Origin of the sequence: Mesobacillus sp. MER 48 (assembly GCF_023714225.1) — a bacterium.
Lineage (GTDB): Bacteria > Bacillota > Bacilli > Bacillales > Cytobacillaceae > Mesobacillus > Mesobacillus oceanisediminis_A.
On sequence record NZ_JAMAUR010000001.1, the window covers coordinates 809,825 to 834,203 of the forward strand.

Annotated in this window: 29 protein-coding genes; 5 read left to right on the top strand and 24 right to left on the bottom strand. The window is 44.3% G+C overall.

What is annotated here, in order from left to right:
• Positions 1–106: 106 nt before the first annotated feature.
• The 12 genes from recN to accB form a co-directional block, all read right to left on the bottom strand.
• Positions 107–1,798, bottom strand: coding sequence for a DNA repair protein RecN (recN, locus tag M3593_RS04150; RefSeq protein ID WP_251540810.1), 1,692 nt, complete (start codon positions 1,796–1,798; stop codon positions 107–109).
• A gap of 16 nt (positions 1,799–1,814) precedes the next feature.
• Positions 1,815–2,264, bottom strand: a complete 450-nt coding sequence (ahrC, locus tag M3593_RS04155; protein ID WP_144476411.1) for a transcriptional regulator AhrC/ArgR — start codon at positions 2,262–2,264, stop codon at positions 1,815–1,817.
• A gap of 168 nt (positions 2,265–2,432) precedes the next feature.
• Positions 2,433–3,281, bottom strand: a complete 849-nt coding sequence (locus M3593_RS04160; protein WP_251540811.1) for a TlyA family RNA methyltransferase — start codon at positions 3,279–3,281, stop codon at positions 2,433–2,435.
• Between the two features lie 3 nt (positions 3,282–3,284).
• On the bottom strand, positions 3,285–5,177 hold the full coding sequence (gene dxs / locus M3593_RS04165) for a 1-deoxy-D-xylulose-5-phosphate synthase (protein WP_251540815.1): 1,893 nt from the start codon (positions 5,175–5,177) through the stop codon (positions 3,285–3,287).
• Positions 5,178–5,478: 301 nt separating this feature from the next.
• A complete protein-coding gene (locus M3593_RS04170; protein WP_251540817.1) occupies positions 5,479–6,372 on the bottom strand; it encodes a polyprenyl synthetase family protein in 894 nt (297 codons plus the stop codon).
• Positions 6,373–6,374: 2 nt separating this feature from the next.
• Positions 6,375–6,608, bottom strand: a complete 234-nt coding sequence (locus tag M3593_RS04175; RefSeq protein ID WP_144476399.1) for an exodeoxyribonuclease VII small subunit — start codon at positions 6,606–6,608, stop codon at positions 6,375–6,377.
• The gene (gene xseA, locus M3593_RS04180) at positions 6,601–7,956 is read right to left on the bottom strand and encodes an exodeoxyribonuclease VII large subunit (protein ID WP_251540826.1); all 1,356 of its coding nucleotides are present in this window, start codon (positions 7,954–7,956) and stop codon (positions 6,601–6,603) included. Before xseA ends, M3593_RS04175 begins: the two co-directional genes overlap by 8 nt.
• Before the next feature lie 162 nt (positions 7,957–8,118).
• Entirely contained in the window at positions 8,119–8,991 is an 873-nt protein-coding gene (folD, locus tag M3593_RS04185; RefSeq protein ID WP_251540828.1) for a bifunctional methylenetetrahydrofolate dehydrogenase/methenyltetrahydrofolate cyclohydrolase FolD, read from the bottom strand.
• 53 nt (positions 8,992–9,044) lie between these two features.
• On the bottom strand, positions 9,045–9,437 hold the full coding sequence (gene nusB / locus M3593_RS04190) for a transcription antitermination factor NusB (protein WP_144476390.1): 393 nt from the start codon (positions 9,435–9,437) through the stop codon (positions 9,045–9,047).
• 657 nt (positions 9,438–10,094) lie between these two features.
• Positions 10,095–10,505, bottom strand: a complete 411-nt coding sequence (locus tag M3593_RS04195; RefSeq protein WP_144476388.1) for an Asp23/Gls24 family envelope stress response protein — start codon at positions 10,503–10,505, stop codon at positions 10,095–10,097.
• Positions 10,506–10,519: 14 nt separating this feature from the next.
• A complete protein-coding gene (gene accC, locus M3593_RS04200) occupies positions 10,520–11,875 on the bottom strand; it encodes an acetyl-CoA carboxylase biotin carboxylase subunit (RefSeq protein ID WP_144476385.1) in 1,356 nt (451 codons plus the stop codon).
• A 12-nt stretch (positions 11,876–11,887) separates the two neighbouring features.
• Positions 11,888–12,394 carry an acetyl-CoA carboxylase biotin carboxyl carrier protein gene (gene accB / locus M3593_RS04205; protein ID WP_144476382.1) on the bottom strand — a complete coding sequence of 169 codons (507 nt, stop codon included), beginning with the start codon at positions 12,392–12,394 and terminating at the stop codon, positions 11,888–11,890.
• 208 nt (positions 12,395–12,602) lie between these two features.
• Between accB and M3593_RS04210 the strand changes: the two genes are divergently transcribed.
• Entirely contained in the window at positions 12,603–14,084 is a 1,482-nt protein-coding gene (locus M3593_RS04210) for a methyl-accepting chemotaxis protein (RefSeq protein WP_251540830.1), read from the top strand.
• A gap of 36 nt (positions 14,085–14,120) precedes the next feature.
• On the opposite strand, the gene M3593_RS04215 is transcribed toward M3593_RS04210, so the two are convergent.
• The 8 genes from M3593_RS04215 to spoIIIAA are packed head-to-tail and all read right to left on the bottom strand — an operon-like array spanning position 14,121 to position 19,262.
• Positions 14,121–14,666: a SpoIIIAH-like family protein gene (locus tag M3593_RS04215; RefSeq protein ID WP_144476376.1), complete on the bottom strand. Its 546-nt coding sequence runs from the start codon at positions 14,664–14,666 to the stop codon at positions 14,121–14,123.
• A 3-nt stretch (positions 14,667–14,669) separates the two neighbouring features.
• Positions 14,670–15,329, bottom strand: coding sequence for a stage III sporulation protein AG (gene spoIIIAG, locus M3593_RS04220; RefSeq protein WP_144476373.1), 660 nt, complete (start codon positions 15,327–15,329; stop codon positions 14,670–14,672).
• Entirely contained in the window at positions 15,319–15,948 is a 630-nt protein-coding gene (gene spoIIIAF, locus M3593_RS04225) for a stage III sporulation protein AF (protein WP_144476370.1), read from the bottom strand. The genes spoIIIAG and spoIIIAF overlap by 11 nt, the downstream gene beginning before the upstream one ends.
• Positions 15,949–15,960: 12 nt before the next feature.
• The gene (spoIIIAE, locus tag M3593_RS04230) at positions 15,961–17,160 is read right to left on the bottom strand and encodes a stage III sporulation protein AE (RefSeq protein WP_251540839.1); all 1,200 of its coding nucleotides are present in this window, start codon (positions 17,158–17,160) and stop codon (positions 15,961–15,963) included.
• 32 nt (positions 17,161–17,192) lie between these two features.
• Positions 17,193–17,582: a stage III sporulation protein AD gene (gene spoIIIAD / locus M3593_RS04235; protein WP_186326758.1), complete on the bottom strand. Its 390-nt coding sequence runs from the start codon at positions 17,580–17,582 to the stop codon at positions 17,193–17,195.
• A gap of 14 nt (positions 17,583–17,596) precedes the next feature.
• Positions 17,597–17,803 carry a stage III sporulation protein AC gene (gene spoIIIAC, locus M3593_RS04240; RefSeq protein WP_009794945.1) on the bottom strand — a complete coding sequence of 69 codons (207 nt, stop codon included), beginning with the start codon at positions 17,801–17,803 and terminating at the stop codon, positions 17,597–17,599.
• Between the two features lie 19 nt (positions 17,804–17,822).
• Entirely contained in the window at positions 17,823–18,338 is a 516-nt protein-coding gene (gene spoIIIAB / locus M3593_RS04245; RefSeq protein WP_144476362.1) for a stage III sporulation protein SpoIIIAB, read from the bottom strand.
• Entirely contained in the window at positions 18,339–19,262 is a 924-nt protein-coding gene (gene spoIIIAA, locus M3593_RS04250; protein ID WP_144476920.1) for a stage III sporulation protein AA, read from the bottom strand. It abuts the gene before it with no gap.
• A gap of 169 nt (positions 19,263–19,431) precedes the next feature.
• Here spoIIIAA and M3593_RS04255 point away from each other — a divergent pair, with 169 nt between their 5' ends.
• The 3 genes from M3593_RS04255 to M3593_RS04265 all read left to right on the top strand — a co-directional run bounded on the left by M3593_RS04255 (position 19,432) and on the right by M3593_RS04265 (position 20,904).
• The gene (locus tag M3593_RS04255; protein ID WP_251540841.1) at positions 19,432–19,584 is read left to right on the top strand and encodes a hypothetical protein; all 153 of its coding nucleotides are present in this window, start codon (positions 19,432–19,434) and stop codon (positions 19,582–19,584) included.
• A 96-nt stretch (positions 19,585–19,680) separates the two neighbouring features.
• The gene (locus M3593_RS04260; protein WP_251540846.1) at positions 19,681–20,352 is read left to right on the top strand and encodes an SIMPL domain-containing protein; all 672 of its coding nucleotides are present in this window, start codon (positions 19,681–19,683) and stop codon (positions 20,350–20,352) included.
• 189 nt (positions 20,353–20,541) lie between these two features.
• Positions 20,542–20,904, top strand: coding sequence for a rhodanese-like domain-containing protein (locus M3593_RS04265; RefSeq protein ID WP_251540847.1), 363 nt, complete (start codon positions 20,542–20,544; stop codon positions 20,902–20,904).
• A gap of 91 nt (positions 20,905–20,995) precedes the next feature.
• On the opposite strand, the gene efp is transcribed toward M3593_RS04265, so the two are convergent.
• The 4 genes from efp to M3593_RS04285 all read right to left on the bottom strand — a co-directional run bounded on the left by efp (position 20,996) and on the right by M3593_RS04285 (position 23,685).
• Complete coding sequence (efp, locus tag M3593_RS04270) at positions 20,996–21,553, bottom strand: elongation factor P (protein WP_144476353.1); 558 nt, start codon at positions 21,551–21,553, stop codon at positions 20,996–20,998.
• Positions 21,554–21,575: 22 nt separating this feature from the next.
• The gene (locus tag M3593_RS04275; protein WP_251540849.1) at positions 21,576–22,637 is read right to left on the bottom strand and encodes a M24 family metallopeptidase; all 1,062 of its coding nucleotides are present in this window, start codon (positions 22,635–22,637) and stop codon (positions 21,576–21,578) included.
• Positions 22,638–22,652: 15 nt separating this feature from the next.
• Positions 22,653–23,090, bottom strand: a complete 438-nt coding sequence (gene aroQ, locus M3593_RS04280; RefSeq protein WP_251540852.1) for a type II 3-dehydroquinate dehydratase — start codon at positions 23,088–23,090, stop codon at positions 22,653–22,655.
• 79 nt (positions 23,091–23,169) lie between these two features.
• Complete coding sequence (locus M3593_RS04285; RefSeq protein WP_144476345.1) at positions 23,170–23,685, bottom strand: YqhR family membrane protein; 516 nt, start codon at positions 23,683–23,685, stop codon at positions 23,170–23,172.
• Positions 23,686–23,995: 310 nt separating this feature from the next.
• On the opposite strand from M3593_RS04285, the gene M3593_RS04290 reads away from it, so the two are divergent.
• A complete protein-coding gene (locus tag M3593_RS04290) occupies positions 23,996–24,361 on the top strand; it encodes an SA1362 family protein (protein WP_144476342.1) in 366 nt (121 codons plus the stop codon).
• The last annotated feature ends 18 nt before the right edge of the window (positions 24,362–24,379 follow it).

The window sequence follows — 24,379 nt, forward strand, 5'->3', positions numbered from 1 at the left end:
TTCTAGTCCACACACATCAAAAATGGCTACACCTTTAATTTTGCCTCGACTCGCCTCATTTATAACCGGTATAAAAATAAAAAAGCTACCCTTTATGGATAGCTTTTCATGTGACAGCCTTCATATTCTGTGCCAGCTGCAGCAATTCTTCTGCATGCTGTTTTGTAAGCTCCGTGATTTCCACTCCGGAAATCATCCTCCCGATTTCCTTCACCTTATCAGATGAGGATAGCGGAGTCACGGAAGTTTTTGTCCGCCCATTTTTTATGACCTTTGCAATATATAGATGGGTATCCGCCATAGCAGCTACCTGAGGTAAGTGAGAAATACAAAGCACCTGGGAACCTGTCGACACATTGTAGATCTTTTCAGCGATCGATTGTGCGACCCTCCCGCTCACTCCTGTATCCACTTCATCAAAAATTATGGATGTAACACCCTGATGTTTGGAGAAGATACTTTTTAGAGCCAGCATGATTCTTGACAATTCTCCGCCGGAAGCAACCTTGGACAATGGCTTCAATGGCTCTCCGGGATTTGTTGAAATATAAAATTCAACTTTGTCTGCTCCATTTTTATGGAAAGCATCGAGGTCTGAATCGATCTTTAGTTCAAATACGGCTTTTTCCATATAAAGCTCTTTTAATTCTTTATGAATCAGCTTCGTCAGTTTCTTGGCCCATTTTTTGCGTGTTTCGGTTAAGTTATCGGCTTCGATGCGCAAATCTTTTTTGAGCGATGCCAATTCCTTTTCCATCTGGCCGATATGGACTTCCTTGTTTTGAAGCGTTTCGATTTCTTCTTCGATCTTTGAAGCATATTCAAGGATCTCTTCAATCGTTTTCCCATATTTTCTCTTAAGCTGGTTGATTTCATTCAATCTGTCTTCTATCTCCAGCAAACGCTGAGGGTCATACTCTAGGGAATCGAGGTCATTTCTGATCGTTCTCGCAGCATCCTCGAGCATATAGAAGCTGTTTGCAACAGATTCTGCGACAGTTTTATATTCAGGATCCAATTCAGCAGCCGTCTGCAGATTATCCATAGCCATCCCGATCCAATCCAGCCCTTTCTGATCGCCGTGCAGCGCATTGTAGCTTGTCTGGATGCTTTCGAAAATCCGTTCGAAATTGGCAAGCTTCCGCCTTTCTTCGAGCAGTTCCTCATCTTCGTTCATCATCAGGTTCGCTGACAGGATTTCATCATGCTGGAACTGAATCAGGTCCAGCCTGTGGGCCATTTGCTGCTCATTTTCACTGAGGCTCTTAAGTTTTTTGAGTGTTAGTTCAAATGATCTGTATACCTGTTGATATTCCTGGAGGGCAGGCAGGATTTCCTCTGAGCCAAACTGGTCAAGAAGATTGATATGCCTTGTTTCATCCATTAGTTCCTGATGTTCGTGCTGGCCATGGATGTCAATCAGCGTTGAGCCGACTTCCCTCAAGACAGCGATGGTGACAAGTTTGCCATTGATTCTGCAAACACTTTTGCCACTGGCTGCGATATCCCTCCTTAAAACGATCATCCCATCCTCAATTTCAATGCCGAATTCTGCTGCTTTCGACTTACAGGGATGGTTTTCGCCTTCAATAAAAAACAGTCCTTCAATCTCTGCTTTATCCTCGCCGTGCCGGACAAATTCAGCTGAACCTCTCCCGCCGACAAGCAAGTGGACTGCATCAATGATAATGGATTTACCGGCACCGGTTTCTCCAGTCAGAACAGTAAGACCTTTATTGAAAGATATAGATAAAGATTCGATAATGGCGAAATTACGTATTGATAATTCATTTAACAAGCAAACGTCACCTCATTTACAGCATGTCAAGAAAACGATTTGTGACCTGCTCCGTATCCTCTGGAGTACGGCAAATAATCAAGATGGTATCGTCTCCACAAATCGTACCTAATATATCATCCCAATCAAGATTATCAATCAGCGCCCCAATCGCATTCGCATTGCCGGGCAATGTTTTCATGACTAACAGATGTCCAGCCTGGTCGATCCGGATAAATGCATCCATCAGCGATCTTTTTAATTTTTGCAGTGGGTTGAAACGCTGATCAGCTGGCAGGCTGTATTTATACCTTCCGTCAATCAAAGGAACCTTTACAAGATGCAGCTCTTTAATATCACGGGAAACTGTTGCCTGTGTAACATTAAAACCCGCCGCCTTCAAACGGTCGACCAGTTCATCCTGCGTCTCGATATCCCTGCTCGCAATCAACTCACGGATTTTAATATGTCTTTGTCCTTTATTCATTCATATCACCTCTGGATAAATCCGAAACATTTATATACTCATATGTTAGCCGATTTCAACAGAATGTACAATCTTTCGTGGTTTTTCATCAGAAGATCATGACAGAATTGACAAAGTGGTGAACATCTATTAGCACTTGAAATAAAAAAAAGAACAGACTGTCAAAGTCTATTCTTCCTCACTGGTTTGTTTTGATTTTAGTTCATCATGCGCATTCGTCACAACTGCCTCAGGCAGGATCCTTAACATTGATTTGCCTTTCTCATCCTCTGGATTGTTCCACGTGAGATGGAGGAGGAATTCGATATTGCCGTCGCCGCCGGTGATTGGCGAGAAGCTTAAGTCCATGACATCATAGCCCTCTTCCATCGAAAAAGAAATAATCCTGTCCAAGACTTGTTCGTGGACCTTCCTGTCGCGGACGATTCCTTTTTTACCTACCTGTTCCCTTCCTGCCTCAAACTGCGGTTTAACAAGGGCAACAACATCGCTCCCGGTCACCAGCAATGTTTTAAGGACTGGCAGGATGAGACGAAGTGAAATAAATGAAACATCAATGCTTGCGAAATCCGGCATCCCTTTTACAAGATCTTCTGGTTTAACGTAACGGAAATTCGTACGCTCCATCACGACGACTCTTTCATCCTGGCGGAGCTTCCAGGCGAGCTGATTGTAGCCAACATCAAGCGCATAGGACATTTCAGCACCATTTTGAAGAGCACAATCAGTAAATCCGCCGGTAGAAGCCCCGATATCGAGTAGTTTTTTTCCATTGACATCAAGGTCAAAAACCTTCAAAGCCTTTTCAAGCTTCAGCCCGCCCCTGCTGACATACGGAAGGAGATTTCCTTTCACCGTCAAGGGAATATCGATATTAACCTTTTCACCTGGCTTGTCAAGCCTGTTTTCATTTGTATAGACGAGTCCTGCCATGATTGTCCGTTTCGCTTTCTCTCTTGTTTCAGCAAGTCCGCGGTCGACTAGCAGAACATCTAAACGTTCCTTTTTTATTTTCATTGCTTACGCCCTTTTTTGTTTCTGTCTTGCAAGCTTTTGCATTCTTAGGACAACATCTTCTGTTGTCATGCCAATTTCCTGAAGCAGCTTGTCGACGCTGCCATGTTCGATGAACTTGTCCGGAATCCCCATCCTGTCGATTTCGACGTGCTGATAGCCAAGGTCGTGTGCCGTTTCAAGCACAAAACTTCCGAATCCGCCCTGGAGGACAGCTTCCTCGATGGTCAGGATCGGCATGTTTTCTCTCAAAATCCCGGTAAGCATTTCTTCATCAAGCGGCTTGATAAAGCGTGCATTGACAACTTTGATGGATACACCTTGCTTTTCGAGGATATCTGCCGCTTCCATTGCCATTGGAATCGTGGTTCCGAATGTTAGGATGGCTGCATCTTCTCCTTCGCGCAGTACTTCCCAGCTGCCAATCGGGATTTCTTTCAATTTCTCATCCATTGGTACACCGAGACCATTGCCTCTAGGATAACGCATCGCAATCGGCCCATCATCATACTTGATTGCAGTGTTTACCATATGCTGCCCTTCATTTTCATCTTTAGGCATCATCAGTACGATATTCGGCAAATGCCTCAAAAAGGCTATATCGAATACACCCTGATGCGTTTCACCATCCGCTCCTACAAGTCCGGCACGGTCGATGCCAATGAACACATTCAGGTTCTGGCGGCAGATGTCATGAACCACCTGATCATAAGCACGCTGCAGGAAGGTTGAATAAATCGCCAGGAATGGCTTCATCTTTTGTGTCGCAAGACCTGCGGCAAAAGTCGCTGCATGCTGCTCAGCAATTCCGACATCAATCATCCTGTCCGGGAACTCACTTGCGAATCCCTCCAGTTTTGAACCAACTGGCATCGCTGGTGTCACTGCCACGATCCGCTCGTCGGTACGCGCAATTTCCCTCACAGTTTCACTGACAAGCTTGCTCCAGGCAGGCGGTGAAAATTCAGGTTTTACAAAATCACCCGTTTCCATTTTATAAGGGCCGGTTCCATGCCATGTACCGATTTTATCGTTTTCAGCCGGATTGTATCCCTTGCCTTTTTTCGTGATGACATGAAGCAATACAGGTCCTTCCTGCTTTTTTGCATACGCAAGATTTTCGAAAAGAGCATCATAATCATGACCATCAACTGGTCCAAGATAAGTGAAACCCAGCTCTTCGAAAAAGATGCCTGAAACGAAGAGATATTTTAAGCTGTCCTTGATCCGCTCGGCTGTGGCCGCCAGTTGGCCGCCAATGGCAGGGACTTTTTTCAGCAGGTATTCGAGTTCATCTTTTACCCAGTGGTATTTACCTGCGGTCCGGAGACGTCCAAGCACATTATGCAGGGCTCCTACATTTGGCGCAATGGACATTTCATTATCATTCAGAATTACGATCAGCTTTTTTTTCTCATGACCGATATGGTTCAACGCCTCTAAAGCCATTCCCCCTGTAAGGGCACCATCGCCGATGATCGGTACGATATGGGAGTTTTCACCCTTCAGATCACGGGCGATTGCCATTCCCATTGCGGCTGATAAGGAGGTTGAACTATGGCCGGTTTCCCAGACATCATGTTCGCTTTCCACCATTTTTGGAAATCCGCAGAGGCCTTTATGCTGCCGCAATGTATCGAATTGACAGGCTCTTCCTGTCAGGATTTTATGGACATAGGACTGGTGGCCAACATCCCAGAGGAATTTATCCTTCGGGCTGTCAAAGCATTTATGGAGTGCAATCGTTAATTCGACAACCCCAAGGTTTGGTCCAATATGTCCGCCTGTGACCGATAATTTTTCTATCAAAAACTGCCGAATCTCCCTGCTTAACTCTTCCAATTCCTTTTTCGAAAGATTTTTCAAGAAGGAAGGGTCTTTTATCGATAAAAGATCCATTCGGACCACTCACTTTCATTTCTGACTTATCATTCCGCCATTTTTATTTAGGCTGTACCTTTAAAGACTATTGCTTTGCCTGCTTCGCATCACACCGCATTACAAGCAATATGGTTAAATTAACCTTATTCTAAAAAAGTTGTTAGTAATAACATATATTAAATAAAGAACGGTTTTCAAGCTATACCTTAAAATATGGCATCTATTTTTTACAATATGTATAAAAAAAGCCGCCAACACCAAGGTGCTAACAGCTTATTATAGCACACGAATGAAGAATGCTTCAACGAGGCAAAGGTTTCTAATGGTTCCTTAATCCAATCAAATCGGTAATTTGTGAAAGGACGCCCACTTGAAGTCCAGTTGATTCCAGAGCATCCTTAGCACTGTGCAGGTGATCCTGCAGGGCTTGTTTGGCTCCATCCAATCCAAGCAAAGCTGGATAAGTGCTTTTTTCGTTCGCTGTATCGCTGCCGACGGGTTTGCCAATCGTCTCTTCTGTTCCTTCAAGGTCCAGGATATCGTCACGAATCTGGAAAGCAAGGCCAATATGATAAGCGAACTTGGCCAGTATTTCCTTTTGTGCAGCGGTTGCCCCTGCAATCTCTGCTCCGGCAATGATACTGTACTCAAGCAATTTCCCTGTTTTATGGATATGGATATATTCCAGCTGTTCGAGCGTCAGTTTCCTGTGCTCCCCTTCCATATCCGCTACTTGTCCGCCAACCATACCATTGGCTCCCGCGGCAGTTGATAACCTGGTGATCAATGCCAGCTTGACTTTGTCGGATGCTGAGCCCTCTGGCATTTCAGCGATCATTCTGAAGCTAAGCGTCAATAATGCATCCCCTGCAAGAATGGCAGTGGCTTCGCCGAACACTTTATGATTCGTCGGCTTTCCTCTTCTTAGATCATCATCATCCATGCTAGGAAGATCATCATGGATCAAAGAATAAGTATGGACCATTTCAATTGCCGCAGCAGCATCAAGTCCATGGATCGGGTCTTTTCCAAAAGCGTCAATCACCGCAAAGACCAGGAGTGGACGGATTCTCTTCCCGCCTGCTTCAAGAGAATAGAGCATGGCCTTTGCAAGGTTTTCCGGAGTCTCCAGGGAGCCAACCGCATCCCTTAGCCGCTCCTCAAGAAGAGCCTTATATTTCTTTGTAAAAGATTCTAGTGAAACAGGATGCAATACTATTCCTCCTCATTTATGGAGAAGCTCTCAGTCCGTCCATCTTCAGTAATGATCTGGGCCAGTTGTTCTTCCACATTCTTTAGCTTATCATGGCAAAGCTTGGATAATTCCATTCCTTCTTTATAAAACGAGATGGCTTCCTCCAATGGCACATCGCCCTCTTCCAATTTTTCAACGATGCTTTCCAGTTGGTCCATCGCCTGTTCAAAGCTCAGTTTTTTTTCTTCAGCCATTGTTTTCACTCTCCTCAATATCTGTGACGACGCATTCAATGCTTCCATCAGAAAGCTTTACGAATATTTTTCGTTCAGGCTTTACCTGATTGACAGTCTTGATTAAACTTCCATCCTCAGTGTAGGCCAGACTATATCCACGGTCCATGATTTTCAGCGGACTCAATGCTTCAAGTGTAGATAAGATACCGTTGAACTCTTTTCGCTTTTCTGAAACAACAGCTGTCATGGCTCTGTTTAATGCCCGCGTTGTTCTTATATGTCTATCCGCAGAGATTTTCCTCAATTCCTCTGGATGGCTGCGCTCCAATCTTCGTTTCAATTGAATCAGCGAATCGTGTTTTGAGGAATATAACTTCTTTGCTCCGCGGGTAAGTGATTCAGTCAGTTTGTCCACTTGTTCAAGCTTTTGCTCATACAATTTCCTCGGATAGCGGAAGGCGTAAGACCTGATCAGCCGCTGGTAGCGCTCCTGCTGGAAGAACACCTTTTCCCGCATAGCCCTCATCAGTCTGGTTTCCCTGTTCATTACCCTCTCGATCAATTCCTGGATATGAGGGACAGCCAGTTCAGCCGCACCTGTTGGCGTCGGCGCTCTCATATCTGCAACGAAATCCGCAATCGTGAAATCTGTTTCATGTCCAACTGCCGAAATGATCGGTATTCGAGAGGCAAAAATTGCCCTTGCGACGGTTTCCTCATTGAAATTCCACAACTCTTCAATCGATCCGCCTCCGCGTCCGATGATCAGAACATCTAGATCTCCCCGCTCATTCGCCTTCTCGATTGCCTTCACTATAGAAGGGCCGCCCTGGTCACCCTGTACGAGGGCTGGAAAGATCAGTACCTTGGTTATCGGATACCTTCTTTTGATCGTCGTCAAAATATCACGTATCGCCGCCCCTGTTGGGGATGTGACAATCCCGACAGCTTTTGGGTATTTGGGTAAAGGCTGTTTAAATTTCGGTGAAAAAAGACCTTCTTGCTCAAGCTTTTTCTTGAGCTGCTCATAAGCAACGAATAAATCGCCCACTCCATCGGTTTTCATATCCTTTATGTATATCTGATACTGGCCGCTGCCTTCATATACAGAGATATCTCCTCTGACAAGCACCTTCATCCCATTCTCGGGCCTGAACTTCATGTTTCGGGCAGATCCAGCAAACATGACAGCAAGGATTCGGGCTTTCTCGTCCTTGAGTGTAAAATACATATGTCCGCTGGAATGCCTTTTGAAGTTGGAAATTTCCCCTTTAAGATAAACACCCTGCAAATGCGGATCAGCATCGAATTTTCGTTTTATGTATTTAGTTAACGCATTGACGGTAAGATAACGCTGTTGCTCCATTGGAAAACTCCTTTGGTAGAACTAATGAATATTCCGTTAAAGATTGATTCAGGCTTCATAAAAAACTGCCCATATCCATTATAAGTTTAGAATCCCGATTCGTCACTTAACATAAGTGGATTTTCAGTTTCTAACCATAACAGATATGGACAGGATCATGCCTTATAGATTTGAATTTTGAAGTCTGTTCATATGATTTTTTGCCGACTTAAGGGTATTGTACATCAGCATGGCAATGGTCATTGGCCCGACACCGCCCGGTACTGGAGTGATATAGCCGGCCGTTTCTTTTACTTCCTCAAAAGCGACATCTCCGCAAAGTTTGCCTGCATCATTCCGGTTCATGCCCACATCGATTACCACAGCTCCTGGCTTTATATGTTCCGCTGTAATCAATCCGGCTTTTCCAACAGCTGCTACAATGACATCCGCCTGCTTTGTGTGTTCTTTCAAATCCTTGGTTCTCGAATGGCAATATGTAACCGTTGCATTTTCATTTAAAAACAATTGTCCTGCCGGCTTCCCAACAATATTGCTCCTGCCAACCACTACTACATGCTTGCCGGACAGGTCGATTCCGATATCCTCCATCATTACCATCACGCCGTATGGAGTACATGGCAAAAAAGCATCCTGGCCGGTCATCATCCGGCCGATATTGATTGGATGGAAGCCATCGACATCTTTTTCAGGGGAAATGGCTTCGATCAGTTTCTTTTCACTGATATGACCTGGAAGAGGCAGCTGTACCAAAATGCCGTGGATGGCCTCATCATTATTCAATTCATCGATTTTTGCCAAAAGCTCCTGTTCAGTAATCGATACGGGATACTCTATCAGCACATTGTGCATACCCAGTTCTTTAGCTGTTTTTTGCTTACTGTTGACATAGGTTCTTGAAGCCTGATTATCTCCGACAAGAATGACAGCCAGGCCTGGGGTGATACCCTGCTTTTTTAGCTCCTGAACCTGATCCGCAATTTCGAGTCTTTTCTTTTTAGCAATTTCTTTCCCATCAATAATTATAGCAGCCATACTTTCTCCCCCTATGTGATCAGGGAAAGGCCAACCTGCATGTTTCAATGGTGTCAGGAAATGCTTTGTTTTACTTTTGACAGAACACCATTGATGAACCGGCTTGATTGGTCATCCCCATATAATTTAGCAATTTCAATCGCTTCATCAAGAACGACATTCATAGGTACCTCTTCATTGCAATATTTCAATTCGTATACGGCCAGGCGAAGCAGATTACGGTCTACAGCTGCCAGACGGTCGAGGGACCATTTTTCCAAATATACCTTGATCTCCTCATCAATTTCCGGCTGATGTTCCACTGTACCATACACAAGTTTGTTCAGATAGTCATCCCCGGCTTCTTCCTCGAGCACATGCTCAATCGCATCCGATGCTTCCACCTTGCTTATATCAATCTGGAATAAGGCTTGCAGTGCCTTTTCTCTTGCTGTTCTTCTTTTCATGAAATTCTTTAGCTCCTTTTATCGCTTGTCTGATTCTAACAAAATAATAGCATATCACATCTGATAAAGCATGGTTTCCTATTATTTTTCACTTTTTAGAAAAAAGTTAATCAAAACAAAGGGAAATATCTGGTCAAAGCAAAGAATTGCAGATGCTATTTTCCATTTCTGTGCTTGGGTTGATTGATGGGGTTATGTGTGCTCGGTTCGGACAGCTTTTATTGCTAAAACTAGTATGGTGTCTGAACTCCGGTCCACTTCGGACAGCTTTTCCTAGAAAAACTGAAATCCTGTCCGAACACGGGTCTACTTCGGACAGCTTTACTAGAAAACCCGGAATCCTGTCCGAACACGGGTCTACTTCGGACAGCTTTTACTGGGAAACCCGGGATCCTGTCCGAACTTGGACCTACTTCGGACAGCTTTTACTAGAAAACCCGGAATCCTGTCCGAATACGGGCTTACTTCGGACAGCTTTCACTGCTAAAACCGATATCCTGTCCGAACTTCGGCCTGCTTCGGACTGCTTTTACCGGAAAATACGCAATCCTGTCCGAACTTGAACCTACTTCGTACAGCTTTAAAAAAATTCGCCCTAACCTACCAAATCTATAAAAAAAACCAAAGGCATGTATATTTATGCCTTTGGTTCGGTGATTAGACTTCCTGTTCGACTTCTGGTTCTACTTTTTGGTTTTCGAACTGAACGCCGACTACATGGATATTGACTTCTGTAGCATCAAGTGCTGTCATGTTCAATAATGCCTGGCGGATGTTATCCTGGATTTTCTGTGCTACCACAGGAATTGATACGCCAAACTTCATGACGCAATATACGTCAACCTTGATTCCGTCTTCTACAAGCTCAACTTTTACACCTTTGCCGTGGTTTTTCTTTCCAAGTCTTTCGACTACACCAGCTGCGAAGCTGCCGCGCATCTGCATGACACCTTCTACTTCTGATGCAGCGATGCTTGCAATGACTTCAATTACTTCGGGTGCAATTTCTACTTTGCCCAAGCCGTTTTCATCATGGCTCATTTCAAGTAAATGTTGCTGTTCACTCATGGCTAGACCTCCTATTATTCTTCTGACATCACGTCATACATTTCCAGGAATTTCGTATTGAACTGCCCTTCCACGAATTTTTCGTGATTCAGCAGCTTGAGATGGAACGGGATGGTTGTGTGGATTCCTTCTACCACAAACTCTCCAAGTGCCCTCTTCATGCGGTCAATCGCTTCTTCCCTGCTGCTTCCATAAGTAATGACTTTCGCAATCATTGAATCATAGTAAGGCGGGATTGTATAACCAGGATATGCCGCTGAATCTATTCTAACACCAAAACCGCCTGGAGGGAGATACATTTTGATTTTGCCCGCCGATGGCATGAAATTTTTCGCTGGGTTTTCTGCATTGATCCGGCATTCAATCGCCCATCCATTGAACTGGACGTCTTCCTGCTTAAGGCTCAGCCTTTCGCCGGAGGCAATCTTGATCTGTTCCTTGATCAAATCGACGCCCGTTACCATTTCAGTTACAGGATGTTCAACCTGGATGCGGGTATTCATCTCCATGAAATAAAATTTGCGGTCACGATAGTCATATATAAATTCTACAGTGCCTGCACCGGTATAATCAACTGCTTTTGCAGCCTTTACCGCTGCCTCACCCATTTCTGCCCTGATTTCACCGTCAAGCGCCGGAGATGGTGTTTCTTCAAGCAGTTTTTGCAGGCGTCTTTGGATTGAGCAATCACGCTCTCCCAGGTGGATGGTGTGGCCGTAGCTGTCAGCAAGAACCTGGATTTCAACATGACGGAAGTCTTCAATATATTTTTCAATATACACTCCAGGATTTCCGAACGCTGTCATCGCTTCCTGCTGGGTAATATTGATCCCTTTGATCAGCTCCTGCTCGGTCCGGGCAACACGGATTCCTTTACCGCCTCCGCCTGCCGTCGCCTTGATGATGACCGGGTATCCGATATCATTCGCCAGGCTGACCGCATCCTCCGTGCTTTCAACGATTCCCTGTGAACCCGGCACGATCGGCACATTCGCGTGCTTCATCGTTTCCCTTGCAACATCCTTAGTCCCCATTTTCTGGATTGCTTCAGGAGAAGGGCCAATGAAAGTAATATTGCACTCCCTGCAAAGCTCGGCGAAATCGGCATTCTCGGAAAGGAAACCGTACCCAGGATGAATGGCATCGCAGCCTGTTAGCTTGGCCACGCTGATAATATTTGTGAAATTCAAATAGCTGTCCTTTGAAGCCTTTGGTCCGATGCAGTATGCCTCATCAGCTAGCTGTACATGGAGAGATTCTTTGTCAGCTTCTGAATAAACAGCGACGGATTCAACCCCCAATTCCCTGCACGCACGGATGACGCGGACGGCTATTTCTCCTCTGTTGGCTATAAGTACTTTTTTTATCATCAATATCGCTCCTTATTCGGGCTTAACCAGGAATAAAGGCTGGCCGTATTCTACAAGCTGTCCATCTTTAACTAAAATTTCTACGATTTCCCCATTCACTTCTGCTTCAATTTCATTGAAAAGTTTCATCGCCTCGACGATACATACAACTGAATCCTTGCTCACTTTGGATCCCGCTTTCACATATGCATCTGCTTCTGGGGATGAGGATGCATAGAAGGTCCCCACCATTGGTGAAACAATCTTATGTAAATTTGAAGTATCCTGCACTTCTTCCTGCTTCACTTCCTGGACTGCTGCCGCTTCAACTTTAGGCTCAGGGCGTGGAGCTTCCTGTACTGCCGGCACTGGCTGCTGCGCAGGCGCCGTTGCAGCTGGCTGAACATGTTCAACCACAGATTTCACTGCTCCGTGCTTCTTCATTTTGATCTTTGATCCTTCATATTCATATGAAAACTCGTCAATGCTTGATTGGTCCACTAATTTAATTAACTCTCTGATTTCCTGTACTTTTAACATCTTTAGGCACCCCTTGTCCATTTCATAATTAAGACTAGATACTAACACTATACGATAATACCATGTAAAAATTCAACATGTAACACTGTTTCTTGTCTTCCTTCTCTATTTTAATATTTTCTGAAAAAAAAGTGAATTCATACGACAGGAATCCCGAAATTTCTAGCGAATATAACATTAGTTTGTTTTTGCGAGGAGACTAGAACATATGAAAACAATCGAAGAAATTAAACATGAGGATCTACAAAGGAAAAATTCCTTAACCGTCAAAGCCACTTTTGTATCCGTTATTTTGGCCGCTGCAGTGGATATCGCCATGCAAAAAGAACTTGCCGTCATCCTCTCTATTATTGTAGGCGGCGGATTGGGTGTGGGGCTGGTCGCCTTGCTTCACTATTCTAACAAGCTGGCAAACTTCATTCCCTATCTATCTGTGTTCATTGTATCAGGCGTTTTGTACCTGATTATGGAAACCAGTGTTTCCCCCGCTGCCTTCTCACTTCTATATTTTATCCTGGCGGCTGCTGCAATCTACATGGACAGGAAATTGCTGTTTCTTGCTTCTGGGCTGGGTTTTGTGCTCATTACGATTTTCACGCTTCTACACGGGCAAGAACTGCCATTGGAGCCTAAAAATTATGTGACCATCTACCTTCTGTACATGTTAGTTACAGTCATGCTTGGGTTTCAATTTTCGATCTCAAAAAAGCTTGCAGAGACCATCGTTTCTGCCCAGCAGGAAACAGAGAGACTATTAGCGAAGGATTTAGAGACGAAAGAAGTCATTAAATCCAGTACCAGGAGTATCGCAACCCTCATAGATGAAGTGAAGTTCAAAAGCCGTGAGAACTACGAATCTTCTATTGAAATGACCCAATCGGTGACAGAAATATCTGCAGGAATCAACATTCAATCAGATTCTGTTGCGGATATCACTCAATCCCTTGAAAGGACGAACGAGGTGATTGCCAGAACATCGACACTTGTCGAAAAACTCCATCACGATTCAGTGGCAGCAGCGAGTGTCACCGAAAGAGGTGATGAGTTGATGTCCAACCTGATAAAAGAATTGACCGCATCTTATGACAATATGAGGAATGTCAACGAACATATCCTGTCTCTATCTTCATTGATCAAGGAGACAGCCAGCTTCGCATCTGACATCCAGGGTATCGCTTCACAAACTAATTTGCTGGCACTGAACGCATCGATTGAAGCTGCCAGGGCCGGAGACAGCGGCAAGGGTTTTGCCGTTGTTGCCGAAGAAGTAAGAAAACTCGCCGACATCACAAGCAACACAGCAACCCAGATTACTGAAAACCTTAAAAGTGTCATGAGTGACACATCAAATACGAAAACAGGCGTTAACCTGACAGCCGAAAAGCTCACGGAGAACCTGGAACTCGCTGCGGAAACAATGGAGGCATTCAAGAGTATCCACCAGACCTTCAAGGACCTGAAGGCGGATATTTCGGAGCAGGATGAACTGACTAGAACAATACTCGATTCATCGGTGGCAATCGAAAGTTCAATTGCTGGCTTCAGCTCCGTCATCCAGCAGGCCAGTGCAGCACTAGAGGAGATTTCCTCCTCAGCCGTCTCGCAAACCGAACATCATGAACAACTTTTCAAATCAGTCGAAGTTGCTCACCAATCTTTGGATCAATTAATAAGGCTGCAGCAAAATTAAAGGGAAGGCATTTGCCTTCCCTTATGCTTTATTGATTTATTTTGCAGGATCAAACTGAACTGCTACAGGCTGGAAAGAGCCTAACTCTGTTCTGACCATCTGGATGATTTCGTTTGCAGCAGAAGCTGAATGTTCCTTGGCTTTCACTGTGATCCTGACATTTTCACCATCCGCACGCACTAGTGCGTCTTCATAGCCCATTGATGTAATCAATGTTTCTAGAATCTGTTCCTTTTGTGAAATCGCATCAAGCTGATTCATTTTATCGATTGCTTCGCTTCTTTCTTCTGCTGGCAAGTCAGTTGTTGCGGCTACCGTCTGCAGCTCTTCTTTTTGCTTTGTGCGCTGTTCTTCAAGCTTCATTCGAAGCGCTTCGAACTTCTCATCGCTCGCGACACCGGAAACTACAGTCTTGCCATCCTTCGTTTCAGTCGCTGCTGTTTCCTTACCTTCTGCTTTCTTCTCTTCAACCCCTGCAAGATCGGACTTCTGCTGCTCTGGTGAAGTGATATAATACACCGATAATACAACCACAAGACTCAACATAGTCAGTAACCAAACTGTTTGCTTTTTCAATAACATCTATTATTCCCCCTTAGATTTTTTAGGCATGACAGCCACCCGGTGGTTCGGAACATCCAATGCCCTTGTGACCGCCTCGATAATCCATTTTTTCACTTGTATATTTTCTGCACCTTTCGCAACCACGAGCACGCCTCTGATTTCAGGCTTTTTTGTCTCGAGTACGATTGGCACCTCTTTCTCACCATTTCTGATGATGACCAGCTGCTCGTCTTGCGATGCATCCTGGACTTTTCGTTTGCCGCCTTCCCGGTCAGTTTCATCGGTCGTCTGTGATTGGATGACGGTGTTTTTCTCAAGAACCTTCTTTTCAGTAGCATCCACATTCACCAAAACAGTGACATCCCCTACGCCATTGATGCCTTCCAGGATTTCGGTCAACTGGGCTTCATATGCTTCTTCATATTCGGAAATGACATCGTTTCCTGCTGATTTTTTCTGACCGAATACAGCCGTGTCCTCTTCAGTCTCCGCCTCCTTGGTGGCAGTAACAGCCAAATCGGGATTCTGGTCGCCGATGATATTGCCGATCAGCATGATGGCTGCGCCGAATAGGACGACAATTATTAAGTATTGGTATTTGCCGGATTTCTTGTCCGGCGGCCCATCCTTGCTGCCCAGTTGTTTCTTGAGCCAGCTCAACGGACCTTTCTCATTGTCCATGCTCGTCACTCCCCCCTTCTATCATTATTTGAATAGACTTTTCAGGAACATTCCATTTTTCTGACAGAAGAGAAGATATTTGATCTGTATTCTGAGAGGTTTGTTTTGATGGAAGGGGTGCATTCGTATCAATTTCTACTTCTCTTACTACTGCCACAGCCTCTCCCTCATCCTCTGCTTTTTTCAGATGGACGATGATATACTCCAGGTTCTCTGGGAAAGGCCGCCGATCCTGATCATTTACTTCAAGCTCGATATTAGCAATCTCCATTCCTTGCTGTTCCATCAACTCCTCCTCTGCGGCTGTTTGCAATTGGACAGCCATTGTTTCTAAAATATATGCATGCTGAGAGGCTTGTATTTCTTTTTTCTGAATTTCTATTGAATTTTTTATCTTTTCATCCCCCTGGCCGCTGAACTGGCCCATTTTAGCGATTGCAGTTTCAAAATCAGAACTGAAAAGTTTCATGACCGGAGACAGGATGATAGCGATCAAAATCAGCCCTGTCACAATTTTGGTGTATTTCTGGAAACTCGAATTGGGCAGCAGCATATCCAGGACGGTCGCCAGGAGAATGAAGATGATAATATTCGTGACCCACTCTTTTATAAAATCCATTTCTTCCCCTCCTTACCTCACCATCATTGTTAAGTTTCCTGCTGCAATAATGACTGTGATCGTCAGGAAAAACATCAAGGAAACAATGCCCAGCGCAGCAAAGACATAGATGATGCTCTTACTGATAATATCGAGACAGGTTATGACTGGTCCGCCGCCAAGCGGCTGGAGGATTGCTGCTGCAAATTTATAGATAAAGGCAACCATGAGGATCTTTATTGCCGGAAAGGCTGCGATGATTAGCAGAATGGCAACACCGGCTATTCCAACCGTATTTTTCAGAAGCATGGAAGCACTGATGACCGTGTCTGTCGCATCTGTAAAAACGCGGCCAATAACAGGAACAAAATTGCCTGTAATGAATTTTGCTGTTTTGACAGTCACTCCATCCGTAATCGCTGAAGATGCCCCTTGGACGGAAATGACGCCGAGGAACACTGTCAGCAGGATCCCCAGCAGGCCGACGCTCCAATTACGGAGCATGCTGGCCAGCTGCGTGACCTTGTAATGTTCGGACAGGATACTGACGATGCTCAAAAGTGTTGATAAGAATAACAATGGCAAAACAACATATTGGATGAACATCCCGCTGGTGTTCATCATAAACAGAATGACGGGATGGAAAAATGCTGCTGAAATCAAACCTCCGGAAGTGGCCATCAATGCCAGCAGCAGCGGGATCAGGGCAAGGATGAACTGGATCATTGTCCCAATCGCGTCATTCGTGTAATCTACGACTACATGGAAGCTGTTGAGCGCAATAATGATGAGAACCATGAACACAATGGAGTAGGCTACCTTGCTGATCGTACTTTTTTCGAAGGAGTTTTGCAGTGCTTGAAGAAACATGCTGAAAATAGTCAGCAGGATCAAGGATCCCAGCAATTTTCCGTTTACTATGAACTCATGAAAGGCGAAATTCACGATGCCTTTGAACCACTCTTTCAACGAGAACTTCTTTTCACCGCTTATAAAATCATACAGGCTTCCTTTCTGGCTTTCTGGCAGATAACCATCATATTTATTGATGATATCTTCCCAGAATCCCTTAAGCTCATCGATATTCAAATCTTCAAGCTGGGCTCTTGCGATTTTATCCGGGTTGACCACCGGGTTTATTTCCGGTTCATTACCCTCAGCTTGTACACCCGGGATGAAAAAAAATAGCTGGATCAATAGAATGCCAAGTATGAACTGCAGACGCTGCTTCAACTTCTTTCACCTCTTTAGGGGCGGGAATTTAGTCAGCCCGGAATCAAGCGAATGATCGTTTCAATCATTACAGTAAGAATCGGAATTGCCATGGCCAGAATAAGGATTTTGCCGCCAAGTTCGATCTTTGAGGCGATTGCGCCTTGACCAGCATCCTTTGTGATTTGGGCCGCAAATTCGGCAATATAGGCGATGCCGATTATTTTTAGGATTGTTTCCACATAAACAACATTCACCCTGGCATTGGCAGCCAGCTTCTGAATCATGGAAATGATCTGATAAATTTGATCTACCAGAAAAAGGAAGATAGCTGAACCTGTGAACACAATCAGCAAAAAGGCAAAGTTGGGCTTTTGCTCTTTGACAATCAGTGCCAGAAATGTCGCGATCAGTGCTACACCTGTTATTTGAAGGATTTCAATCGCAAAGCCCTCCCTTACCCCTGAAATAGGAATACCGATTTGATTTTTTGAAAAAGATCATCAACAATCGATGCAACCATGAAAAGGATATAGATGAATCCAAACAACGTTACCCACTGTGCATATTCCTTCTTCCCCACCTGATCGAGAATCGTGTGCAAAAATGCCACAACAATGCCTACACCTGCTATTTTAAAAATGATATCCACTTCTAGACCCATCTTGTCCTCCTCCTAAACGCTACATCAGTAAGATGATTAATAATAAGCCAGATAAAAAGCCGATGCTTTTCACCATTTTTTCGTATTTCATCTGTTTCTCGCAGGCATCTGCTTCTTCTCGTTCAAGATGGGAAATCGTCAGGAGAATTTGTTTTTGCTGAGAATGCCTGTCATGCCTGCCAAGCGTTTCTCCAAATTGCTTCATGATTTCAAATTCTCCCTGTTTGAAGGCTGTCAATTTCCAGACTTCTTTCAGGCTCTCTTCCCATGCTGATTTGACTGTGGTTTCAGATTCAGTCAGCTTTTTGGAAAATGTCTCAAAAAACCATGAGAGGGGCTTCGCCATTTGTTCAGACAGCTTCCTTGAAGCTTCATGGAGAGGTGTATGCCCGTACATGATTTCCGCTTCCAGTGACTGCAAGGCCGACTTCAAAAGCCGGAGCTGTCTTGGCCGTTCACTAAGATGCCTCGAAGCCTCAAAACCTGTCCAGGTTGTCGACAGGATAATCAATATAGCACCGATTATTTTTATCATTTATGTCACTCTCACTTTTTGGCGGATCTCATTTCCGCTTACATCACGAATCGAAGTGATTGTCCCAGGGCCTGAAATTCTTCCAAGTTCCACAAACCGGTCAAAGATGCCCATTTCTAGGATTGGTTTCAAGGTTGGCCTTTTTTGGATATCCTCAAGAGATTCCCCATGCGTGGTCATGATCAGCTTGATTCCTGCGTTGACAGCTTCAAGGATCGCATCGGCATCTTCTTTCCGGCCAATTTCATCCACGACAAGAATATCCGGACTCATTGAACGAATCATCATCATCATGCCTTCTGCTTTCGGACATGAGTCCAATATATCCACCCTTGGTCCAAAGGTTAGCTGCGGGACTCCCTTAACACATCCGGCAATTTCTGATCTTTCATCGACAATCCCCGCTTTTAAAGGCGGTACTTTTTTGTCAGGAACACCACTTGAAATCATCCTGGCTATATCCCTGAGCAATGTTGTTTTGCCTGTCTGCGGGGGACCGATGATCATCGTATGCTTCCAGCCGTTTTGGTATATATATGGCATCAGCGGGTCAGCAATCCCGATTTTCTCCCTTGCAATCCTGAAATTGAAAGAAGAAATATCCCTGATTGCTTTTACAGAGCCATTTTCAAGAATGACCTTCCCGGCAAGCCCGACTCGATGGCCGCCGGCAATAGTAATATAACCGCGCTTCAATTCTTCCTCCAGGGTATACATAGAAAAATGCCCGAGCTTATTCAACAGCTGGACAGCATCCTCAGGGGGAATGATATACGGCAGGAAGTTCGGCTTTCCTCTTACCGTTATTTCAAGCGGCCGGTTGATCCGGATCCGCACTTCTTCCATCCCATCTTTGTCATTAGGAGGCACTGCGTCCAGCAATTCAGCAATCCGTTTCGGCAAAAAAGATAAGATATCATCCATCATTGATCCTCCTGATTTTCGCTTACTTAATATGTATGCCTGCTTGGCCACTTTATGACCTGCAGATTCATTCAGAACCGCTTCACAATCGATTTTTCAGTAAAGATCAAAACGAAAAAATAAATTCAGTTTTGAATGAAAAGACTAGTATCGAAAGGAGTTGATCAAAATGAATGAGGATCATCAGAAGTTCCAGAAAGTGCAAAGGGCCGACCGCGCTACTTACCTCGGAGGAGGCAGGAGTCTCAAGGAATCGCCAATGACCGACCCAAAATATAACAACAAAAATGATACGGACAAAGCACCCGGAGCCGGCAAGTAATTGACTTTTTCTCAAAATTCTCCAATATGATCCCTCCTCGTTATTTGTTTTTCTTTTCTTACATAGATATGGGTAAGAGACAATAAATGTGGAGGGATGATGATGGTTAATGGAGGATATGGTGCCTATAATACGAACAATGCTGGAAACAATAGAAAAATCACAGTCAGCGGCGAAGGGATTGTTTACTCCGCACCCAACAGGGCAACAGCTACAGTAGGGGTTCGGACAGAAAATCCAAACCTCCAAGCCGCCCAGACAGAGAATGCGGAAAAGTCAACTTCAATGTTAAATTCATTACAGAACCTCGGGATAGCAAAGGATGATATAAAAACGGCAGATTTTCGGATCGATCCCATCTATACCTATGAGGAAGGCAAGCAGTTATTTCAGGGGTATCGTGTCACCCATTTGTATACTGTCACGATCAGGAATCTTGCCCAGGCGGGATTGGCCATCGATACGGCTGTGGCCAATGGAGCGAATGAGGTAATGAACATCCAATTCTCAGTCGCAGAGCCTCAGGCCTTATATAACCAGGCACTTTCAATTGCAGTAATCGATTCATACAACAAAGCACAAACCATCGCCCGGACACTGGGATTCCATACTTCCATTTCCCCTCTCTCCATTACCGAGGAAACCCAAAAGGGATCTCCCGGCCCCTTCCTGGTTGCTTCAATGGACACTAGCAGCGCAAAAGGAACGCCCATAGAACCGGGCAAGCTGGAGATCAAAGCAACCGTGACAGGAACGTATATTACTTGATAAAAAGCAAAGCCAAGCTGTCTGCCTGGCTTCTGCATTGCTTGATAACTTGACTGATAATCACTTATCGAATGAAAAAAGAGCCCTCACCAAAAATGGATGACCTTTATCTCCTGACACAATTTGTCTATATCCACTTTTTGATTTTTAAGTTAAAATACCTCTATAAGTATTTTTAGGAGGTTCATCATGAAGAAATTATTCGCAGCATTTCTTTTCGTCTTGTTAATCACCGGCTGTTCTGGCGGCTCTTATACCGATGTTTCAGTCGACAAGGCAAAAGAATTGATTGATAGCGGAGAAGTTCAGGTCCTGGATGTCCGTACACCGGATGAGTTCGCTGCTGGCCATATTCCCGGCGCAAAATTAGTTCCGCTGCAAGTCATCGAAAGCATGCTTTCAGAGCTTGATCAAGATGAAAAGTATCTGGTTGTATGCCGAAGCGGCAACCGTTCAACCCAGGCTAGCGGAATTCTGGCAGAAAACGGATTTAAGAATATTTACAATATGACTGGCGGATTGAATGAGTGGAAGTTTGATCTTGAACAATAAATTAAAAGAATCTCGTGAATATTCATGAGATGCTTTTTTTATGCTTGAATTAAAAAGAACCTGCTGGCAAATGCAGCAGGTTCCTGAAAAATTATGCGCGAGATACATAAGAAGAATCTGTTGTATTGATGATAAGTCTGTCTCCCTGGTTTACAAAGAATGGAACCTGTACAGTAAGGCCAGTCTCCAGTGTCGCAGGCTTAGTACCGCCGGAAGCAGTGTCACCTTTGATACCTGGTTCTGTTTCTGTTACTTCCAATTCAACAGTGTTTGGAAGCTCGACACCAAGAGTTTCATGGCCGAATTGCATGATGTAGACTTCCATGTTTTCCTTAAGGAATTTCAACTCATATTCAATAGAAGTTCCTGGCAATTCGATTTGCTCGTAAGACTCATTGTCCATGAATACGTGCTGGTCGCCGCTAGCATACAGATACTGCATTTTGCGGTTCTCGATTTGTGCTTTCGCTACCTTTTCACCTGCACGGAAAGTTTTTTCCTGGATTGCTCCAGTACGAAGATTACGAAGCTTTGAACGAACGAAAGCCGCTCCTTTTCCTGGCTTTACGTGTTGGAAATCAAGTACACGCCAAATGCCGTTATCAACTTCAATCGTTAGGCCCGTACGGAAATCGTTTACTGAAATCATTGTTTGTCCTCCTAAGGTCGTCTTATAGAATGATGAGTTCTTTCGTAGAATGCGTCAGTGACTCATTATGGTCAAGTGTAATCACAGTATCATCTTCAATCCTTACCCCGCCAAGGCCGGCGATGTAAATTCCTGGCTCAACAGTCACAACCATGCCTGTTTCAAGAATGGTGTCTGAACGGAATGAAAGACCAGGTCCTTCATGTACTTCAAGACCGATTCCGTGGCCTGTAGAATGGCCAAAATACTCGCCATATCCTTTTTCGGTAATAAAGTTCCTTGTTAAAGCATCCGCTTCTTTGCCCGTCATTCCAGGTTTGATGCCTGCCATACCACGAAGCTGGGCTTCAAGCACAATATTATAGATTTCCATCAGCTTTTCGGAAGGATTTCCCATCGATACTGTACGAGTGATATCAGATACATACCCATTATAATATGCCCCATAATCCAGGGTTACAAAGTCTCCTGTTTCAATCACCTTGTCACTTGCTACTCCGTGCGGAAGGGCTGAACGATAGCCGGAAGCCACAATAATATCAAATGATGACGAGGTTGCCCCCTGCTTTCTCATAAAAAATTCAAGTTCATTCGATACTTCAAGCTCTGTTCTTCCAGGACGGATAAACTCAAGTATATGTGTAAACGCAGCATCTGCGATGGCTGCTGCTTCCTTTAATATCTTAATCTCTGAATCAGTCTTTATCAAGCGTAACTTTTCAATTTCACCCGATACAGGCACTAATTCAGCTTCCACGGCTTTATCGAAGGTTTTGTAAGCTGAGTATGTAACATGATTTTCTTCAAAGCCGAGCTTTTTAATCCCCAGCTTTTTTGCCTGCTCGGCAACCTCATCCTGGACCAAACCTTTATGCAGGACGACTTCATAACCTTCACATTGCTTGGCTGCCTGCTCTGTATACCTGAAATCGGTGATGAATAAAGCTTTATCAGCACTGATCAGCACCATGCCCGCCGAGCCAGTGAAACCCGTCATATATCGGCGATTGTAATCGCTTGTAACGAGCATTCCATCAATTCCAAGCCTTTGGAAGCTTTCACGCAATTTTTGTATTTTTCCCATAACCTCTTCCTCCTCTTATCCTTCTACTCTTTTGAACGCTTCAAGCGCCAGTTCATAGCCAAGAAGCCCCAGGCCTGCAATCTGCCCCGTGGATACAGGGGCAATCACTGATTTGTGCCTGAATTCTTCCCTCTGATATACATTCGAGATATGTACTTCGATAACCGGACAGCTAATTCCTGCTATCGCGTCCCTGATGGCATAGCTATAGTGGGTGAATGCTCCGGGATTAAAGATAATTCCGTCTATAGCAGTGTCCTCTGCCTCATGGAGTTTGTCAATCAGTTCCCCTTCATGATTGGATTGAAAACAGACAACCTCCATCTGCTTCTCAGCACCTAGCTGGATCATCCGTTTTTCCAAATCACTCAAAGTGCTGACACCATAAATTCCGGGCTCTCTTTTCCCAAGCCGGTTCAAGTTCGGACCATTGAGCATAAGTATTTTTTTCATGTTCAGGCTCCCGTAAAAAAAGAATGTTCACTAAGAACATTCTATCATAACTATTTTTGTGAAAACTACTTTCAGCCGCTCAAGAGGTGATCTCCTGACGATTTTTCTCCTTGTTGCGATTCTCATTTTCTTCATAGGATATAGAATAACCGACAAACACACCATATAGAACATAGAAACAAAGCGAAGTGACCAAGGTGTTTTTTGACAGGTCCCAGAAAGGTTTGATCCCGGGGAACAGCGGATTGAGCACATAGAATACAAGGAAAAACAGCGCAATTCCGAAGGCTGCACCAGCCCAGATGGAATTCAGCTTCCTCATTGCCACATAATAGACCATGGCGGCACCTGCTGAAAAAATGCCAATCGCTATGATCGATATGACTGTCCCAAGCCACTGCTGCTTCCACTCTCCCAATGCCCAGGGTTCCAGGATCACGTTTGGGCGGATCTCGGTAAAATTAAATATATAGGCCAAATAAGCCAGAGCACTCCAAAAGATCCCGCCGAACAATCCCGTAACTATACTCATCGCAATGAATGACATCGGTTTTTCCCTTTGATCCTGTTCTAAATTGCCATGATTTTCTGCCATATATTGCACCTCCGGTTTTAGTATGTCCCTGTTGTGCAAATGAATTGCATATCTGGAAAAAATGTTACGGAGGCCTGTTCTTCATATAGAGGTTTTTATTGATTTTTAGTAAAATGAAATTAACAGAAATCTTTCTCGTCTTTGTGTCCAAATGCCATGAAAATGGAAATCTTTCGTTTAAGTCGCTTTTAAAAAGGTAAAAGTAGCAGGAGAAGAGTATAATATCGAAGAATTTGTATAAAGTAATCGTTGGTAAGTTTAAAAACAGTTGAAATTGCTCATGATGCTAGTAGGGAGGTGGCTTTCTTCGATGAGTAGAACTTTTAAGTATATTTTTTCAGGGCTGATTGTCCTTGCAATCTTTGGTTTCGCCTTTCAGTTGTTTACCGATCCTGTAAGTATTCTTGTTACACTGGCAACAATTGCATTGATTGGTGCCGCAATCTATTTCCTTGTGACCCGCCTGTCGGGATCAAGTGCGGGCAGAGAGCAAAAGCGTGCTTTCCAAAAGGCAGCAAAGCGGTCCAAGAAACGGTACCAGGCAAAAGAAGCGAATGCATCCTCTAAACGTTCTAAGATAAAATCCCTCGCATCGGCACGGAAAAAGAAGGACGCTTCGCACTTAACAGTCATAGACGGTAAAAAAAGCAGAAAAAAAAATCGGGCTTCCTTTTAAAGCTCGATTTTTTGCTTT

Bases quoted from the DNA above. Each gene is read 5' to 3' on its own strand.
- ahrC (WP_144476411.1), bottom strand. From the start codon at position 2,264: ATGAATAAAGGACAAAGACATATTAAAATCCGTGAGTTGATTGCGAGC.
- M3593_RS04160 (WP_251540811.1), bottom strand. From the start codon at position 3,281: ATGAAAATAAAAAAGGAACGTTTAGATGTTCTGCTAGTCGACCGCGGA.
- dxs (WP_251540815.1), bottom strand. From the start codon at position 5,177: ATGGATCTTTTATCGATAAAAGACCCTTCCTTCTTGAAAAATCTTTCG.
- M3593_RS04175 (WP_144476399.1), bottom strand. From the start codon at position 6,608: ATGGCTGAAGAAAAAAAACTGAGCTTTGAACAGGCGATGGACCAACTG.
- xseA (WP_251540826.1), bottom strand. From the start codon at position 7,956: ATGGAGCAACAGCGTTATCTTACCGTCAATGCGTTAACTAAATACATA.
- folD (WP_251540828.1), bottom strand. From the start codon at position 8,991: ATGGCTGCTATAATTATTGATGGGAAAGAAATTGCTAAAAAGAAAAGA.
- nusB (WP_144476390.1), bottom strand. From the start codon at position 9,437: ATGAAAAGAAGAACAGCAAGAGAAAAGGCACTGCAAGCCTTATTCCAG.
- M3593_RS04195 (WP_144476388.1), bottom strand. From the start codon at position 10,505: ATGAGTGAACAGCAACATTTACTTGAAATGAGCCATGATGAAAACGGC.
- accC (WP_144476385.1), bottom strand. From the start codon at position 11,875: ATGATAAAAAAAGTACTTATAGCCAACAGAGGAGAAATAGCCGTCCGC.
- accB (WP_144476382.1), bottom strand. From the start codon at position 12,394: ATGTTAAAAGTACAGGAAATCAGAGAGTTAATTAAATTAGTGGACCAA.
- M3593_RS04210 (WP_251540830.1), top strand. From the start codon at position 12,603: ATGAAAACAATCGAAGAAATTAAACATGAGGATCTACAAAGGAAAAAT.
- M3593_RS04215 (WP_144476376.1), bottom strand. From the start codon at position 14,666: ATGTTATTGAAAAAGCAAACAGTTTGGTTACTGACTATGTTGAGTCTT.
- spoIIIAG (WP_144476373.1), bottom strand. From the start codon at position 15,329: ATGGACAATGAGAAAGGTCCGTTGAGCTGGCTCAAGAAACAACTGGGC.
- spoIIIAF (WP_144476370.1), bottom strand. From the start codon at position 15,948: ATGGATTTTATAAAAGAGTGGGTCACGAATATTATCATCTTCATTCTC.
- spoIIIAC (WP_009794945.1), bottom strand. From the start codon at position 17,803: ATGGGTCTAGAAGTGGATATCATTTTTAAAATAGCAGGTGTAGGCATT.
- spoIIIAB (WP_144476362.1), bottom strand. From the start codon at position 18,338: ATGATAAAAATAATCGGTGCTATATTGATTATCCTGTCGACAACCTGG.
- spoIIIAA (WP_144476920.1), bottom strand. From the start codon at position 19,262: ATGGATGATATCTTATCTTTTTTGCCGAAACGGATTGCTGAATTGCTG.
- M3593_RS04255 (WP_251540841.1), top strand. From the start codon at position 19,432: ATGAATGAGGATCATCAGAAGTTCCAGAAAGTGCAAAGGGCCGACCGC.
- M3593_RS04260 (WP_251540846.1), top strand. From the start codon at position 19,681: ATGATGATGGTTAATGGAGGATATGGTGCCTATAATACGAACAATGCT.
- M3593_RS04265 (WP_251540847.1), top strand. From the start codon at position 20,542: ATGAAGAAATTATTCGCAGCATTTCTTTTCGTCTTGTTAATCACCGGC.
- efp (WP_144476353.1), bottom strand. From the start codon at position 21,553: ATGATTTCAGTAAACGATTTCCGTACGGGCCTAACGATTGAAGTTGAT.
- M3593_RS04275 (WP_251540849.1), bottom strand. From the start codon at position 22,637: ATGGGAAAAATACAAAAATTGCGTGAAAGCTTCCAAAGGCTTGGAATT.
- aroQ (WP_251540852.1), bottom strand. From the start codon at position 23,090: ATGAAAAAAATACTTATGCTCAATGGTCCGAACTTGAACCGGCTTGGG.
- M3593_RS04285 (WP_144476345.1), bottom strand. From the start codon at position 23,685: ATGGCAGAAAATCATGGCAATTTAGAACAGGATCAAAGGGAAAAACCG.
- M3593_RS04290 (WP_144476342.1), top strand. From the start codon at position 23,996: ATGAGTAGAACTTTTAAGTATATTTTTTCAGGGCTGATTGTCCTTGCA.